This is a genomic window from Streptomyces sp. NPDC048751, from assembly GCF_043198595.1.
Classification (GTDB): Bacteria; Actinomycetota; Actinomycetes; order Streptomycetales; family Streptomycetaceae; genus Streptomyces.
Map to the genome: position 1 here is coordinate 1 of NZ_JBICUX010000020.1, position 14289 is coordinate 14289.

General features: G+C 70.1%; 13 protein-coding genes, 1 tRNA gene and 1 pseudogene. 7 read left to right on the forward strand and 8 right to left on the reverse strand.

The features are described from left to right. Positions 1-101: 101 nt before the first annotated feature. Entirely contained in the window at positions 102-482 is a 381-nt protein-coding gene (locus tag ACGFNV_RS40815; RefSeq protein WP_393629961.1) for a winged helix-turn-helix transcriptional regulator, read from the reverse strand. 54 nt (positions 483-536) lie between these two features. On the opposite strand from ACGFNV_RS40815, the gene ACGFNV_RS40820 reads away from it, so the two are divergent. Next, entirely contained in the window at positions 537-1169 is a 633-nt protein-coding gene (locus ACGFNV_RS40820) for an NAD(P)-dependent oxidoreductase (RefSeq protein ID WP_393629963.1), read from the forward strand. Continuing rightward, a pseudogene (locus ACGFNV_RS40825) lies at positions 1166-1468 on the forward strand (leucine zipper domain-containing protein); the annotation flags it as partial. The gene ACGFNV_RS40820 and the pseudogene ACGFNV_RS40825, both read left to right, overlap by 4 nt. A gap of 156 nt (positions 1469-1624) precedes the next feature. On the opposite strand, the gene ACGFNV_RS40830 reads toward ACGFNV_RS40825, so the two are convergent. Beyond that, positions 1625-2389, reverse strand: a complete 765-nt coding sequence (locus ACGFNV_RS40830) for a helix-turn-helix domain-containing protein (protein WP_393629965.1) — start codon at positions 2387-2389, stop codon at positions 1625-1627. Between the two features lie 86 nt (positions 2390-2475). Here ACGFNV_RS40830 and ACGFNV_RS40835 point away from each other — a divergent pair, with 86 nt between their 5' ends. Then, positions 2476-3450, forward strand: coding sequence for an LLM class flavin-dependent oxidoreductase (locus tag ACGFNV_RS40835; protein WP_393630199.1), 975 nt, complete (start codon positions 2476-2478; stop codon positions 3448-3450). Positions 3451-3590: 140 nt separating this feature from the next. On the opposite strand, the gene ACGFNV_RS40840 is transcribed toward ACGFNV_RS40835, so the two are convergent. After that, positions 3591-3662: transfer RNA gene (locus ACGFNV_RS40840), tRNA-Cys, on the reverse strand. Positions 3663-3915: 253 nt separating this feature from the next. On the opposite strand from ACGFNV_RS40840, the gene ACGFNV_RS40845 reads away from it, so the two are divergent. Then, positions 3916-5358, forward strand: a complete 1443-nt coding sequence (locus tag ACGFNV_RS40845) for an MFS transporter (RefSeq protein WP_393629967.1) — start codon at positions 3916-3918, stop codon at positions 5356-5358. Here ACGFNV_RS40845 and ACGFNV_RS40850 read toward each other — a convergent pair. Next, positions 5302-6609, reverse strand: a complete 1308-nt coding sequence (locus ACGFNV_RS40850; protein WP_393629969.1) for an MFS transporter — start codon at positions 6607-6609, stop codon at positions 5302-5304. The genes ACGFNV_RS40845 and ACGFNV_RS40850 overlap by 57 nt on opposite strands. A 222-nt stretch (positions 6610-6831) precedes the next feature. Between ACGFNV_RS40850 and ACGFNV_RS40855 the strand changes: the two genes are divergently transcribed. The 3 genes from ACGFNV_RS40855 (at position 6832) to ACGFNV_RS40865 (ending at position 10572) form a co-directional block, all read left to right on the forward strand. Continuing rightward, a complete protein-coding gene (locus tag ACGFNV_RS40855) occupies positions 6832-8634 on the forward strand; it encodes a DEAD/DEAH box helicase (protein ID WP_393629971.1) in 1803 nt (600 codons plus the stop codon). 338 nt (positions 8635-8972) lie between these two features. Next, entirely contained in the window at positions 8973-9614 is a 642-nt protein-coding gene (locus ACGFNV_RS40860) for a helix-turn-helix domain-containing protein (RefSeq protein ID WP_133931387.1), read from the forward strand. 166 nt (positions 9615-9780) lie between these two features. Further along, positions 9781-10572, forward strand: a complete 792-nt coding sequence (locus tag ACGFNV_RS40865; protein WP_393629974.1) for a PDZ domain-containing protein — start codon at positions 9781-9783, stop codon at positions 10570-10572. Between the two features lie 24 nt (positions 10573-10596). Here ACGFNV_RS40865 and ACGFNV_RS40870 read toward each other — a convergent pair whose 3' ends face one another. The 4 genes from ACGFNV_RS40870 to ACGFNV_RS40885 all read right to left on the reverse strand — a co-directional run bounded on the left by ACGFNV_RS40870 (position 10597) and on the right by ACGFNV_RS40885 (position 14264). Continuing rightward, on the reverse strand, positions 10597-11478 hold the full coding sequence (locus ACGFNV_RS40870; protein ID WP_393630201.1) for a glycine betaine ABC transporter substrate-binding protein: 882 nt from the start codon (positions 11476-11478) through the stop codon (positions 10597-10599). Positions 11479-11552: 74 nt separating this feature from the next. Further along, positions 11553-12380: an ABC transporter permease gene (locus ACGFNV_RS40875; protein WP_393629976.1), complete on the reverse strand. Its 828-nt coding sequence runs from the start codon at positions 12378-12380 to the stop codon at positions 11553-11555. Then, complete coding sequence (locus ACGFNV_RS40880; protein ID WP_393629978.1) at positions 12377-13624, reverse strand: betaine/proline/choline family ABC transporter ATP-binding protein; 1248 nt, start codon at positions 13622-13624, stop codon at positions 12377-12379. Before ACGFNV_RS40880 ends, ACGFNV_RS40875 begins: the two co-directional genes overlap by 4 nt. Then, positions 13617-14264, reverse strand: a complete 648-nt coding sequence (locus ACGFNV_RS40885; RefSeq protein WP_393629980.1) for an ABC transporter permease — start codon at positions 14262-14264, stop codon at positions 13617-13619. The genes ACGFNV_RS40880 and ACGFNV_RS40885 overlap by 8 nt, the downstream gene beginning before the upstream one ends. Positions 14265-14289: the final 25 nt, after the last annotated feature.

Below are 14289 nucleotides of genomic sequence, written 5' to 3' on the forward strand. Positions count from 1 at the left end.
CCGTTGGGTATCAGTCAGTGACAGCGGCGGAATCTTCGGACCCGGACGACTCATACCGAACCAACGACGAATCTCCGACTCAGGTCACTAGGTGTTGCGGGTCAAGGCGTTGTGACAGACGAGCCGGTCTCTGTGTGATCTGCGCGCTCGCGGGCGTCGACGATTTCGTCCCAGTGCTCGGCGGTCCAGGCGTAGACGTCCAGGAGGACGGCAAGAAGGCTTCGACCGAGTGGGGTGAGGCTGTAGCCGGTGGAGTCCGCCTCGGCGGCACGGGTGATGAACCCGTCACGGTCGAGGGAACGCAGTGCTCGGGTGAGTTCTTTGGAACTCGTTCTCGGCAGTGCCCTGCGCAGTTCGCTGAATGGCTGGGCACCCTCGCCGAGCAGACGCATGACCAGCGGCGCCCACTTGTTCTGCATCCGAATCGGCAGCATCGAGGAGGGGCACAGCTCGTCAAACGTCTCGGACGAGAGCTGGCGCATGGCCCAAGTGTAGGTACCCGATCGGTAACCAGGGGCCCGCCTAGCGTCGTGCGCATGATGAGGATTGTGATCTTCGGAGCGGGTGGCAGTACCGGCAGCATGGCGTTGGCCGAGGCGACCGCACGCGAGCACTGCGTGACTTCCCCAAGAAGCGCAGAGGCGGACATCACCGACCCGAAAGCAGTGGCTCGGGCCGCAGCGGGCCGCGATGTCGCGATCGCAGCAGTGGCGCCCGCCGAGGCCGGCCCGAGGGCCTTCTTCCCGGCCGCGGCAAACGGCTTGGTGACCGGTCTGCAGGATGCGGTGGTCGGCCGCCTGGTCTGGGTGAGCATCGCTTCGTTGCTGCCTGGTGCTTCCGGGATCCCGGCCGTCGACACCGACGGTTTTCCGGCGGAGTACCGGCCGTTCTCCCTGGGGCACCGCATCGCATTGGAGGTGATCAATGCGTCCGGCCTGCAGTGGGCGGCCGTAAGCCCTGCGGGAGACTTCGCCTCCGGCACATCGCCCGCCAGCGGGTATGCCTTCACGGCGGTTGGTGATCTCACGAGCCGCGTCACCCGCGCCGACCACGCCCGCGCGCTGGTCGACCTGGCCGAGCGGCCCGGCCTGCGCGGCGAGCATCTTGGCGTGGTCCCGCTTCCGTCCGGTGCGCAGTCATCCGCTGCCGTCGGGGACGGCGAACGGTGACGCACCGCAACGCTCCTCTGTCGCCCGAAGGCCGCCGTCGCCTGATCGAACGGTGTAAGAGCCGGCCGATCGCCCACGTAGCAGCGGAGATGGGGATCTCCCGTGCGTGCGCATCCAAGGGGGTGAACCGTTATCGCCGCCATGGTGAGCTCGGGCTGCCGGACCGTTCTTCAACGCCCCGACGACAGCCCACTGCCACGGCTACCGACGCGGTCGTTCGGATCGAACACCTCCGTCGCGCCCGGAAGTGGTCGGCCGCAAGGATCGCGTTCGAGCTTCAGGCGGAGGGCATCGCCATCAGAAACTCGGCTTCGACTACACCACTCTGGAGGCTCAGGGGTACTCGGCTGGGAGACGGTGTCTGTCGAAACCGATGACGTGGTCGGTGGCGGCTTGGACATTCTCGTGCTCGACGACGACGGCCGGATCAAGGCCGATTACATGTTCCCGGGGGCCTAATCCGCAGCAGCAGAGGCACCCATTGGCCCGGCGGCCGCTGAGAGTGCCTCGGCTGTCGCCGCGTCGGCCGGCAGGAACGCCTCCAGCTTCAGCTCGGCAAGTGTTACGTCGACAGCGGTGGCGAATGTGGTTACGGTCGTCATCAGGTGCAGCTCACCGTACGAGGACTGCAGGCGGAGCGGAACTGCGAAACCGAGCAGCCCGGCGGACGGATCCAGTTGGGGAACGTACCCAGTGAGCTCGGCGCGCAACTCTTCCAGGTGGCCGAGGCGGGCCAGGATGTGGCGCGCCCATTCGGCTAGGTTACGGATGCGGGGAGCCAGGCCGTCGGGATGCAGCGCAAGGCGGTAGATGTTCGTGCCCGGGCCCACCAGCTCGGGGGCAGCCCCTTCGGTGATCAGGTCGAATGCGGTGTTCGCGGCGATCAGGTCGCCGCCGCGGTCCACAACCAGCGCCGGATACGGCAGATGCCCGCGGAGGATGTGATCGATCGCCGTGCGCACGGGAGCCAGAACCGGGTCGTCGAGTGAGCTCTCGGGGTAGGCGGGTGCGTACCCTGCGGCCAACAGCAGCTCGTTGCGCTCCCGCAGCGGCAGTTCCAGCGACTCGGCCAGGCGCACGACCATGTTCCGGCCGGGGACGGACCTTCCTGCTTCGATGAAGCTGAGATGGCGCTGCGTGGTGCCCGCCCGAAGCGCCAGGTCGAGCTGGCTGAGTTGACGGCGGGTACGCCGTTCGCGAAGCGCACGAGGGAAGTCCACGGACCTGTTGTAACGGCGGCGGAGGGTCCCAGGCTATTCCCCGCAGGGAATTGTCGCCTCTCGCACCGGTCGTGAACATCAACGACATGGACATCGGTGTACTGCTTCCGACCGGAACCGCCCAGTGGGGCGCGGCTGACGGCCCTCGCGAGCTGGTCGCCTTCGGGCGCCAGGCCGAACGCCTGGGCTTCCGCTCGCTCTTCGTCAACGACTCGCTGATCAGCCCGCGCATCGAGGCACTCACGATGCTGGCCGCGCTCGCCCCGGCGACCGAGGCCGTGACGCTGGGTACGGCTGCACTGATGCCGTTCCTGCGTCGGCCGATCCAGGCCGCGCAGTCACTTGGGTCGATTGACGTGCTGTCCGGTGGCCGGCTCACCGTGACCGTCGGCGCCGGCTTCCCCGGTCGCTTCGGTCGGCCCCTCTACACGCTGTCCGAGCTGCCTTGGGAAAGGCGCTTCGCCCGCCTGGACGAGACTGTCGCGCTGTGGCGGGCACTGTGGGACGGCGCCGACTCCTTCCACGGCGAGATCCTCCGTTTCGATGACATCCCGCCCACGACCAGGCCGTCCCAAGCTGGCGGTCCGCCCATCTGGCTCGGTGGCGCGACCCCCGCAGCGCAGGCCCGCACCGGCCGGACGTACGACGGGTGGCTGCCCTACCCGCCCGACCCCGCCGACTACGCATCCGGCCTTCGCAATGTACGCCAAGCGGCAGCCGACGCCGGGCGTGCAGCCGAAGACATCACCCCCGCGCTGTTCGTCTCGGTACTGATCGACGACGACATTGAGAGCGGCCGCCGAGCGCTGGACGCCTACGCACGGGCCACCTACGGCATGCCGCTGGAGGAACTGGAGAGGATACAGGCCGTTGTCACCGGCTCAGCCGACCAAGTGCTCCAGCGCCTGGGACAGTACGTCGCCGCCGGTGTCCGGCACATCGTCGCACGACTCGGCGCCCTGGACCTGCGCTCTCAACGTGACCAACTCGAACGGATTGCAGATCTGATCCCCGCTGTTCAGAAGGCAGCGGATCACGCCGCTGCCTCGGCAGGCTCCTGAGCTTGGCCCGACGGCTCCGAGTGATGATTGCGGGACAGCCCTTAGCAGTGTTCAACTGAGACGGGAACTGAGACGGAAGAATGACCGGGCGGCACCCCTTCAGGGGTGCCGCCCTTCTTCTTGCCTGGTCAAGGCACTTGAGGCCGTGGCGGGAATCGAACCCACGTAACTCGCTTTGCAGGCGAGCCCCTAAACCACTCGGGCACACGGCCAAGGTTTTGCGTCATCATCTGAACCACTCGGGCACACGACCGAACTCCGAGTTCTGGGGGAGTGGAGGCTCCCCGCCGAACTCGGTGAGATGACCGTACGGCGGGCTGGAAGGTGGGCTCAAGGGCGGCGGTGGGGCTGCAATGGGACTGCCATGCGGCGTTCATAAAGGAGTGGTCGTAGGACCAAGGGTGCAGGGGTGGGTGCGGCTTTCGACAGGGGTCAAAGGTGGCTGTGGACCTTACCCTGGGCTGCATGGCCGCCCTCGACAACTCCGAGCTCACCAGTCACCGCGAGATCGGGGAGGGGGTGCTGGGGCGGTCGTATCGGGCCCTCAGTATCGGGATCGTCTCCGTTGTGCTGCTCATCGCGTTCGAGGCGACCGCTGTCGGGACCGCGATGCCCGTCGCCGCGCGGGAGCTCGACGGGGTGTCCCTGTACGCGTTCGCGTTCTCCGGGTACTTCACCACCAGCTTGTTCGGGATGGTGCTGGCCGGGCAGTGGTCGGACCGACGGGGGCCGTTGGGGGCGCTGACCGGGGGGATCTCCGCGTTCGCGGCGGGGTTGGTGGTGTCGGGGACGGCCGGGGTGATGTGGCTGTTCATCCTTGGGCGGGCCGTGCAGGGGCTGGGCGGTGGGCTCGTGATCGTCGCGCTGTACGTCGTTGTGGGGCGCGCTTATCCGGAGCACCTGCGGCCGGCGATCATGGCCGCGTTCGCGGCGAGTTGGGTCGTGCCGTCCGTCGTCGGGCCGCTCGTCTCGGGTGTCGTGACCGAGCAGCTGGGCTGGCGGTGGGTGTTCGTCGGGACACCCGTCCTCGTCGTCTTTCCGCTCGCTCTCGCCCTGCCGCAGATACGGCGGCGGGCCGCCGGGCCCGTGGCGGGCCAGGAGGTCGGCGCGTTCGATCGGCGTCGTATCCGGCTCGCGTTCGGGATCTCCGTCGGCGCCGGGCTTCTGCAGTACGCCGCCCAGGACCTGCGCTGGGTCTCGCTCGTGCCCGGGGCCGTCGGCGCCGCGCTGCTCGTGCCGGCCGTGCTGGGGCTGTTGCCGCGGGGTACCTACCGGGCGGCGCGTGGGCTGCCGTCGGTCGTGTTGTTGAGGGGCGTGGCCGCGGGATCCTTCATCGGGGCCGAGTCCTTCGTACCGCTGATGCTGGTCACCCAGCGGGGCCTCGCGCCGACGCTCGCCGGGCTGTCGCTCGCGGCGGGCGGGGCGACCTGGGCGCTGGCTTCGTGGGTGCAGTCACGGTCGCGGGTGGAGCCGTACCGGGAGAGGCTGATGACGGTCGGGATGGTCCTGGTGGCGGCGGCCATCGCCACCGCGCCGAGTGTGCTGCTCCCCGCCGTGCCCGTGTGGGTCGTCGCCGTGGCATGGGCGTTCGGCTGCTTCGGGATGGGGCTGGTGATCTCCTCCACCAGTGTGCTCCTGCTCCACCTCTCCGCGCCGGAGGAAGCCGGTACCAACTCCGCCGCGCTCCAGATCTCCGACGGGCTCTCCAATGTGCTGCTGCTCGCGGCCGGGGGCGCCGCCTTCGCCGCGCTCGGCGGCGGTGACATCGCCCACGGCGTCACCCATAACGCCACCGCGGCCTCCGCCGCCTCCCATCCCGCCGCCTTCGTCGCCGTCTTCCTGCCGATGGCGTCAGTCGCCCTCCTGGGCGCGTGGGTGACCACCCGACTGCGCGAACGGAAGCAGTGAGCGGGGAGACTCCGCCCCTTTCTCCGCCTTCGCCCCCGCCCGCTCCCTCAGCACCATCGCCACGAACACCACCGCGATCGCGATGGCCACACCGTGCGCGACCGCGACGACCACCAGCGGCGAGTACGCCTCCAACGCCGCGCCCACCGCCACCATGCCGACGCCGAAGCCGAGGCTCTCCACCGTGGCCGACAGGCCGAAGGCGTGCGTGCGCAGGGCGTCCGGCAGGGTCTGGAGATGGGAGGTGTACGACACCTCGGTCAGACCGTCGGCCGCACCCGCCACCAGCCCCACCAGCACCGTCGCCGCCCACGGCAGCCCGGCGAAGGCCAGGATGAACCCGGCGGACATCGCGATGGTGCCGAAGCCGAAGCCCAGCGCGCCGACGGCCCGGCCCGAGCGGCTGGTCCAGCGCTGGATCACCTGTTGGACCAGGACGTTGCCGACCGCCCACACGCACCAGAACACGCTCACGAACACCGCGGGACTGTCGGTGTCCAACTCGGTCGAGTAGACCGGCAGGGCGGCGTTGTGGGAGGACGAGCCCAGCGCGTCCACCGCCCGCAGCAGCACCATCAGACCGAGGACGGGGGCGGCGGCCAGCGCCACGAGCGCGCGGGGCACCCGGCGTCGGTCTTCCCGGCCCGCGCCGTCCTCCTCGACAGTCTCCCCGGAAGCCTCCGGCTCCGCCGACGACACCGGCAACTGCGCCACCGCCACCGCGCACACCAGGAACGTCACCATGTCCACCAGGAACGCCGCTGTGTACCCGAGCAGCGACACCACCACACCGGCCGACGCGAAGCCCGCCACCATCGCCAGTGAACGCCAGCTCACCATCAGCGAGTTGGCCCACGTACGGCGCTCCTCGGCCACCATCTCCGGGATCACCGAGCCGCGCAGCGCCACCACGAACACGGTGCCCGTGACGCCGCCCACCGCCGAGACGACGAACAGCGTGGCCGTGCGCAGCCCGTCGGGCACCGTCACCAGGACCACCAGTACGGCCGCCTGCACCACGTTCACCCAGAACATGACGCCCCGCGCCGACCAGCGGGCCAGCACGGGGCCGACGACCAGCCCCGCCACGAACCCCGCCGCGAGCCGTACGGCCATGAACGCGCCGACGGCCACGGCCCGTTCGGTGACGGCGTAGACGTACAGGTTCAGCGCCACCATGTTCAGGTAGGTGCCGTACGACGAGAGCGCGTAGCCCCCGATCAGGATCCGGTACCTGCGTTCTCTCGTCACTCCCGCACGCTAGGCGGGCCGTCTCCGCCTCGTCCATGCGATCTTCGGACAGCTTCGTCGACGCCCCGAAGCCGCCCGGCCGGGTCCGCTGTGACGTGAATCCCACCTCCCCGGGCCCCGGCGCTGTTCGCGCGTTGACGCCTCCGTGCCGCCGGTAGGGTGGCCCGGTTGTCATACGTAGCCGACCCCGCCCCCGAGCCAGCCCGACCCCGTACGGAGACCGTGACTACCACCGCCGCTTCCTCCGCCTCCCACTCCCACCACCTGTCGCCCGCCTTTCCCGGCCGGGCGCCGTGGGGCACCGCCAGCAAGCTGCGCGCCTGGCAGCAGGGGGCGATGGAGAAGTACATCCAGGAGCAGCCGCGTGACTTCCTCGCCGTCGCCACGCCCGGCGCCGGAAAGACGACCTTCGCGCTGACGCTGGCGTCCTGGCTGCTGCACCACCATGTCGTGCAGCAGGTGACCGTCGTCGCGCCCACCGAGCACCTGAAGAAGCAGTGGGCGGAGGCCGCCGCGCGGATAGGGATCAAGCTGGACCCCGAGTACAGCGCGGGCCCGCTCGGCAAGGACTACCACGGTGTCGCCGTGACGTACGCGGGTGTCGGTGTCCGGCCGATGCTGCACCGCAACCGCTCCGAGCAGCGCAAGACGCTCGTCATCCTCGACGAGATCCACCACGCCGGTGACTCCAAGTCCTGGGGTGAGGCCTGCCTGGAGGCGTTCGAGCCCGCCACTCGCCGCCTCGCCCTCACCGGTACGCCCTTCCGCTCGGACACCAACCCGATCCCCTTCGTGACGTACGAGGAGGGCAACGACGGCATCCGGCGGTCCGCCGCCGACTACACCTACGGCTACGGCTCCGCCCTCGCGGACAACGTCGTGCGCCCGGTGATCTTCCTCTCCTACAGCGGCAACATGCGCTGGCGCACCAAGGCCGGCGACGAGATCGCCGCGCGGCTCGGCGAGCCGATGACCAAGGACGCGATCAGCCAGGCCTGGCGTACGGCGCTGGATCCGCGCGGTGAGTGGATGCCGAGCGTGCTGCGCGCGGCCGACCAGCGGCTCACCGAGGTCAGGAAGGCCATCCCGGACGCCGGTGCGCTCGTCATCGCCTCCGACCAGGATTCCGCGCGGGCGTACGCCAAGCTGATCCGGGAGATCACGGGCAGCAAGGCGACCCTGGTCCTCTCCGACGACGCCGGCGCGTCCAGTCGGATCGACGAGTTCAGCGGCAACACCGACCGCTGGATGGTCGCCGTCCGCATGGTGTCCGAGGGCGTCGACGTGCCCCGGCTCGCGGTCGGGGTGTACGCCACCACCATCTCGACGCCGCTGTTCTTCGCGCAGGCCGTCGGCCGTTTCGTACGGTCCCGGCGGCGCGGCGAGACCGCCTCGGTGTTCCTGCCGACCGTGCCCGACCTGCTCGGCTTCGCCAACGAGATGGAGCGCGAGCGCGACCACGTCCTCGACAAGCCCAAGAAGGAGGGCGAGGAGGACCCGTACGCCGAGTCCGAGAAGGAGATGGACGAGGCGAACCGGGAGCAGGACGAGGACACCGGTGAGCAGGAGCAGTTCGCCTTCGAGGCGCTGGAGTCCGAGGCCGTCTTCGACCGGGTGATGTACAACGGCGCCGAGTTCGGCATGCAGGCCCACCCGGGGAGCGAGGAGGAGCAGGACTACCTCGGCATCCCCGGCCTCCTCGAGCCCGACCAGGTGCAGCTGCTGCTCCAGAAGCGGCAGGCCAAGCAGATCGCGCACAGCAAGAAGAAGCCGGACGCGGAGGCCGACCTGCTGGAGGTGCCCGCGGAGCGGCGGCCGGTCGTCTCGCACAAGGAGATGATGGAGCTGCGCAAGCAGCTCAACACGATGGTCGGCGCGTACGTCCACCAGAGCGGCAAGCCCCACGGCGTGATCCACACCGAGCTGCGCCGGGTGTGCGGGGGACCGCCCAGCGCGGAGGCGACGGCGGGGCAGCTGCGGCAGCGGATCGCCAAGGTGCAGGAGTGGGCCACCCGGATGAAGTGACCGGCGGGTAGGGCATGTTGCGAGGACCCGTGGCGGCGCGTGTGCGCTGTGTGTTTGCTGTGCGCGCCGTACGTTTCGGGACAAATGCAGGTACTCCATCCCAGTCGTTGCCCGGATTCTGGACGGAGCCTTCCGCTTAGCGAACCTGCTTCGCTACTGTCCCGCTACGCACACGCCCCGTGGCAGCGCCGCCGCGGAGCGCAGCCGTGAAGCGACTCGGCCCGGGTGGACCGGGCCGCGGCCGATCGGCGGCCTCTGAAGCGCGTCGCCGACGGGACTCGGCGACGCATCATTTCGCGAGGGGGCTGCCGACCTCACCACTTGGAGGAGTGGGCGTCGTGACCGCGGAGACCTCTCAGACGCTCGACCGAGGGCTACGGGTCCTCAAGCTGCTGGCCGACACGGACCATGGGCTGACCGTCACCGAGCTATCCAACAAACTGGGCGTGAACCGGACCGTGGTGTACCGGTTGCTCGCCACACTCGAACAGCACGCACTCGTACGACGTGATCTGGGCGGACGTGCCCGGGTGGGCCTCGGGGTGCTGCGACTGGGCCGGCAGGTGCATCCGCTGGTGCGGGAGGCCGCGCTGCCGGCGCTGCGGTCGCTGGCGGAGGACATAGGGGCGACCGCGCACCTCACCCTGGTGGACGGGGCGGAGGCGTTGGCGGTCGCGGTCGTCGAGCCGTCCTGGACGGACTACCACGTGGCGTACCGGGCGGGATTTCGCCATCCGCTGGACCGGGGGGCGGCGGGGCGGGCGATTCTCGCCGCGCGGCGGCAGTCGTTGGAGGACCCCGGGTACACCCTGACGCACGGCGAACTGGAGGCGGGGGCGAGCGGGGCCGCGGCGCCGCTGCTGGGGGTCACCGGGGTCGAGGGGAGTGTGGGGGTCGTGATGTTGGCGGACGCGGTGCCGGAGAGGGTGGGGCCGCGGGTCGTGGACGCGGCGCGGGAGGTGGCGGAGGCGTTGCGCTGAGCGCTGTGCCGTGTGCGGTGCCTTGCAGGTGCCCTGCGCTGACTGGTGCCGCGTGCTGGTGCGCGGGCGGGTGGGGTACGCTCGCCCGCGCTTGCCGGGTGCCGCCTGCGCCCACCCGTGCCGCCCCTGGCGGCACGCATGCCCGCAGGCTGAGTAGATTGATTGCGTGCTCACTCGCCTCACCCGCCCCCAGGCCCTCGCCGTCTGTGCCCTGCCCGTTGTCGGGCTGGTCGCCACGGCTGTGTTCGTGCCGCTGCCGTTTTCCGTGGCCGAGCCGGGGATGACGGCGAATGTGCTGGGGGCGAACCAGGGGCAGGCGGTGATCACGATCTCCGGGGCGCCGACGCGGAAGACGACCGGTCAGCTGCGGATGACGACGATCGAGGCGACCTCCCCGGACGCGGACGTCTCGCTGGGGGACGTGATCGACGGCTGGTTCCGCACCGACCAGGCGATCATGCCGCGCGACGCGGTGTACCCCAGCGGCAAGTCCACCAAGGAGATCGAGCAGCACAACACCCAGCAGATGAAGGAGTCGCAGGACACCGCGACCGAGGCCGCGCTCGACTACCTCCACCTCGACGGCAAGAACGTCAAGGTCACGCTGAAGCTCGCCGACGTCGGCGGCCCCAGCGCCGGACTGCTGTTCACGCTCGGCATCATCGACAAGCTCGACGGCGACGGCAGCGGCGGCGACCTCACCGGTGGCCGCACCATCGCCGGTACGGGGACCATCGACGCCGACGGGAAGGTGGGCGCGGTCGGAGGCGTCGCGCTGAAGACACAGGCCGCCCGCAGGGACGGCGCGACCGTCTTCCTCGTACCGAAGGACGAGTGCTCCGACGCCAGGTCCGACCTGCCGAAGGGCCTGCGCCTGGTCCCGGTGACCACCTTGAAGGGCGCGGTCGACGCCCTCGTGTCCCTGGAGAAGGGCAAGGGTTCCGTACCGAGCTGCTGAACCCCGCGCACCGGGCGCACGGCCCTACTTCACGAACCCCTCCTCCTTGAGCCAGTCCAACGCCACCTGATGCGGGTCCTCCCCGTCGACGTCCACCTGCGCGTTCAGGCGCCGCGCCACCGTGTTGTCCAGCTTCGCGGTGATCGGGTTCAGGACCTCGGCGATCGCCGGCCACTTCTTCAGGGTCTTGGTGTTGATCTCGGGGGCCGCGTTGTAGTTGGGGAAGAACTTCCTGTCGTCGTCCATCACCACCAGGTCCATGGAGGCGATCCGCCCGTCGGTGGTGAAGACCTCCCCGTACACGCAGCTGCCCTTCGCGGCCTGTGTGTAGATGATCCCGGTGTCCATCTGGGTGATCCGGTCCAGCGGCACGTTCATGCCGTACGCCTTCTGCATCCCCGGCAGCCCGTCCGCGCGGTTGGCGAACTCGCCCTCCACGCACAGGGTCACCGCGCCCGGGTCGCGCCGGGACAGCGCGGCGACGTCGGAGAGGGTCTTCGTGCCGTACTTCTTGAAGTTGGCCTGGTTCATGGCCAGCGCGTAGGTGTTGTTCAGCCGGGAGGGCGGCAGCCAGGTGACCCCGTTCTTCAGGTCGGCGTCGCGCACCGCCTCCCACTGACGGTGCGGGTCGTCGATGGGCTCGCTGTTGCCCTGGTACGTGATCCAGGCGGTGCCCGTGTACTCGTACATGGCGTCCGCGTCCCCCTTGAGGACCGCCTCGCGTCCGCCGATGGAGCCCTGGATGCCGGTGCGGTCGAGGACGTCCGCGCCGGCCGCCTGGAAGGCGATGCCCATGACCGCGCCGAGGATGAGGCTCTCGGTGAACGACTTGGACGTCACGGTGAGGTCGGCGCCCTTGAGTGGCTGGCCCCGCCCGATCGTGCCGGGTTCGACGTCGTCGACCATGGGGGAGCCGCTGGTCAGTCCGCAGCCCGACAGCAACAGCAACAGCAGCGCCGCCGTCGGCCGGGTGAGCCGTCTCACCTCCCCACCTCCAGGCCCCGCGGCCGCAGCAGCACCTCGGCCAGTGAGGCCAGCCAGTCGACGAGCAGCGCCAGGGCGACGGTGAGGACCGAGCCCAGCACCAGCACCGGCATCCGCTGGTTGGTGATGCCGGTGGTGATCAGCACGCCCAGACCGCCGCCCCCGCCGAAGGTCGCCAGGGTCGCGGTGCCGACGTTCAGCACGAGGGCCGTGCGCACGCCCGCCAGGATCAGCGGGACGGCCAGCGGGAGCTCGACCCTCCTGAGCACCTCCGTCGGGGACATGCCGATGCCCCGTGCGGCCTCCAACAGCGTCGGGTCGTTCGCCCTCAGGCCCGCGACGGTGTTCGACAGCACGGGCAGCACGGCGTAGGCGATCATGCCGATCAGGGCCGACCTGCGGCCGATGCCCAGCCAGATCACCAGCAGGGCGAGCAGACCGATCGCGGGGGTCGCCTGACCCATGTTGGCGAGGGTCACCGCGAGCGGGGTCGCCGCACGGAACAACCGGCGGGTCAGCAGGACGCCCAGCGGAATGGCGATGATCAGCACGAAGAACGTCGAGATCACGGTCAGCTGCACGTGCTGCCACAACGCCTTGGACACCTGGCCGTTCGACAGCGCGTTCTCGGAGATCTGGTCCAGGTCCGCCTGCCGGAACCACAGCCAGGTCGCGAGCAGCAGGGCCACCAGGAACAGCGGCAGGAACGTCAGCTTCTGCCAGCTGATCCGCCGGCGCTCCGGACCCGGAGGCGGGGGAGCCTCCTCCTCTTCCTCGTGGGGCGGATCCTCCGCCGTACGGTCCTGGACCTCGGGCGCGATCACGCCTTCTCCTCCCCGCCGACGCCCTCCTGTTCCGCGTGCGTCTGCGCGGCCCGGAGCTCCTCCAGCGCGTGCCGGTGCGCGGCGGCCTCGAGCCGGTCGGCCTCCATCAGTTCGTGCACGGAGTTCATGAGCGTCTCCACGTCGACCACCCCCAGGTACTCCCCGCGCCGCCCGGTGACCGGGACCCGCCCCGCGCTGTCCGTGAGCACCGCCTCCAGCGCGTCCCGCAGTGTCGCGTCCCGGGGCACCGTGTCCGTCACCAGGGTGCCCGCGCGGGCCAGCGAGCCCCTGGCGCGCATCAGGTCGCCGCGTCGCAGCCACTTGTAGGGCCGGCCGCGCCGGTCGAGCAGCAGGATCTCGTTCGTACCGCTGTCCCGGAGCCTGTTGAAGAACTCCTGCAGCGGGTCGTCGATGGTCACCGTCGGGTAGTCGGTGAGGCCCACGTCCCGTACGCGGGTGAGGTTCAGCCTCTTCAGGGCGGCGCCCGCGCCCACGAACCCGGACACGAAGTCGTCGGCCGGGTTGGTGAGGATCGCCTCCGGTGTGTCGAACTGCGCGATGTGCGAGTGCTCGCGCAGCACGGCGATCCGGTCGCCCAGCTTGATCGCCTCGTCGAAGTCGTGGGTGACGAACACGATCGTCTTGTGCAGCTCGTGCTGGAGGCGGATCAGCTCGTCCTGGAGGTGGTCCCGGGTGATCGGGTCGACGGCCCCGAACGGCTCGTCCATCAGCAGCACCGGCGGATCGGCCGCGAGCGCCCGGGCCACGCCCACGCGCTGCTGCTGGCCGCCGGAGAGCTGGCGGGGGTAGCGGCCGTGGAACTCGCCGGGGTCGAGCCCGACGAGGTCGAGCATCTCCTCGACCCGCGCCGAGACCCGTTCCTTCGGCCAGCCGACCATCCTCGGCACCAGCGCGATGTTCTGGGCGACGGTCATGTGCGGGAAGAGCCCGGACGACTGGATCGCGTACCCGACCTTCCGGCGCAGCTTCACCGGGTCGATGTGGGTGACGTCGTCGCCGCCGATGCGGATGCGGCCGCCCGTCGGCTCGATCAGCCGGTTGATCATCTTCAGGGTGGTCGACTTGCCGCACCCGGACGGGCCGACGAAGACGACCGTCTCACCCGCCCCGATCTCCATGTTCACGTTGTCGACGGCGGGGCTGGGGCTGCCCGGGTACCGCTTGGAGAGGTTCTCCAGCTCGATCGTGGCGCCCGTGGCACGGTTCCCAGGCTTCTCAGGCACGGATCCCCCTCGGAATGGTCAGCCGCCCGATCAGGACGTACGCGGCGTCGAACAGCAGCGCCAGGACGACGATCCCGAGGGTGCCCGCGAGGACCTGGTTGAGCGCGTTCGCGCTGCCGAGGGAGGCGAGTCCGCGGAAGATCTCGTTGCCGAGGCCGGGCCCGGAGGCGTAGGCGGCGATGGCCGCGATGCCCATCAGCATCTGGGTCGCGACCCGGATCCCGATCAGGATCGGCGGCCAGGCCAGCGGCAGTTCGACCCGCGCGAGCCGCCCCGGCCGGGACATCCCGATGCCGTCGGCCGCGTCGACCAGCGCCGGGTCCACGCCCCGCAGGCCCACGATCGAGTTCCGTACGACCGGCAGCAGCGCGTACAGCGTCAGCGCGATGACCGTGGGCTCCACGCCCAGGCCCACCACCGGGATCAGCAGACCGATCATGGCGAGGGAGGGGATGGTGAGGAAGGTGGCGGTGGTGGTCTGGGCGAGGCCGCCGGCCCACTCGCTGCGGTAGGTGACGACACCGATCAGCACGCCGAGCGCGGTCGCCACGACCATGCACTGGAAGACGACGCTGGCGTGTTGGTACGCGTCCACGAGCAGCTGCTGGTGCCGGTTGCCCAGGTACTCCCAGAAGTTCACACCCGCTCACCCCGCTCCGCCGGCC

Excerpts from the sequence above, each read along its gene's own strand:
- ACGFNV_RS40815 (WP_393629961.1), bottom strand. The coding sequence starts at position 482 with ATGCGCCAGCTCTCGTCCGAGACGTTTGACGAGCTGTGCCCCTCCTCG.
- ACGFNV_RS40820 (WP_393629963.1), top strand. The coding sequence starts at position 537 with ATGATGAGGATTGTGATCTTCGGAGCGGGTGGCAGTACCGGCAGCATG.
- ACGFNV_RS40835 (WP_393630199.1), top strand. The coding sequence starts at position 2,476 with ATGGACATCGGTGTACTGCTTCCGACCGGAACCGCCCAGTGGGGCGCG.
- ACGFNV_RS40845 (WP_393629967.1), top strand. The coding sequence starts at position 3,916 with ATGGCCGCCCTCGACAACTCCGAGCTCACCAGTCACCGCGAGATCGGG.
- ACGFNV_RS40870 (WP_393630201.1), bottom strand. The coding sequence starts at position 11,478 with ATGGTCGACGACGTCGAACCCGGCACGATCGGGCGGGGCCAGCCACTC.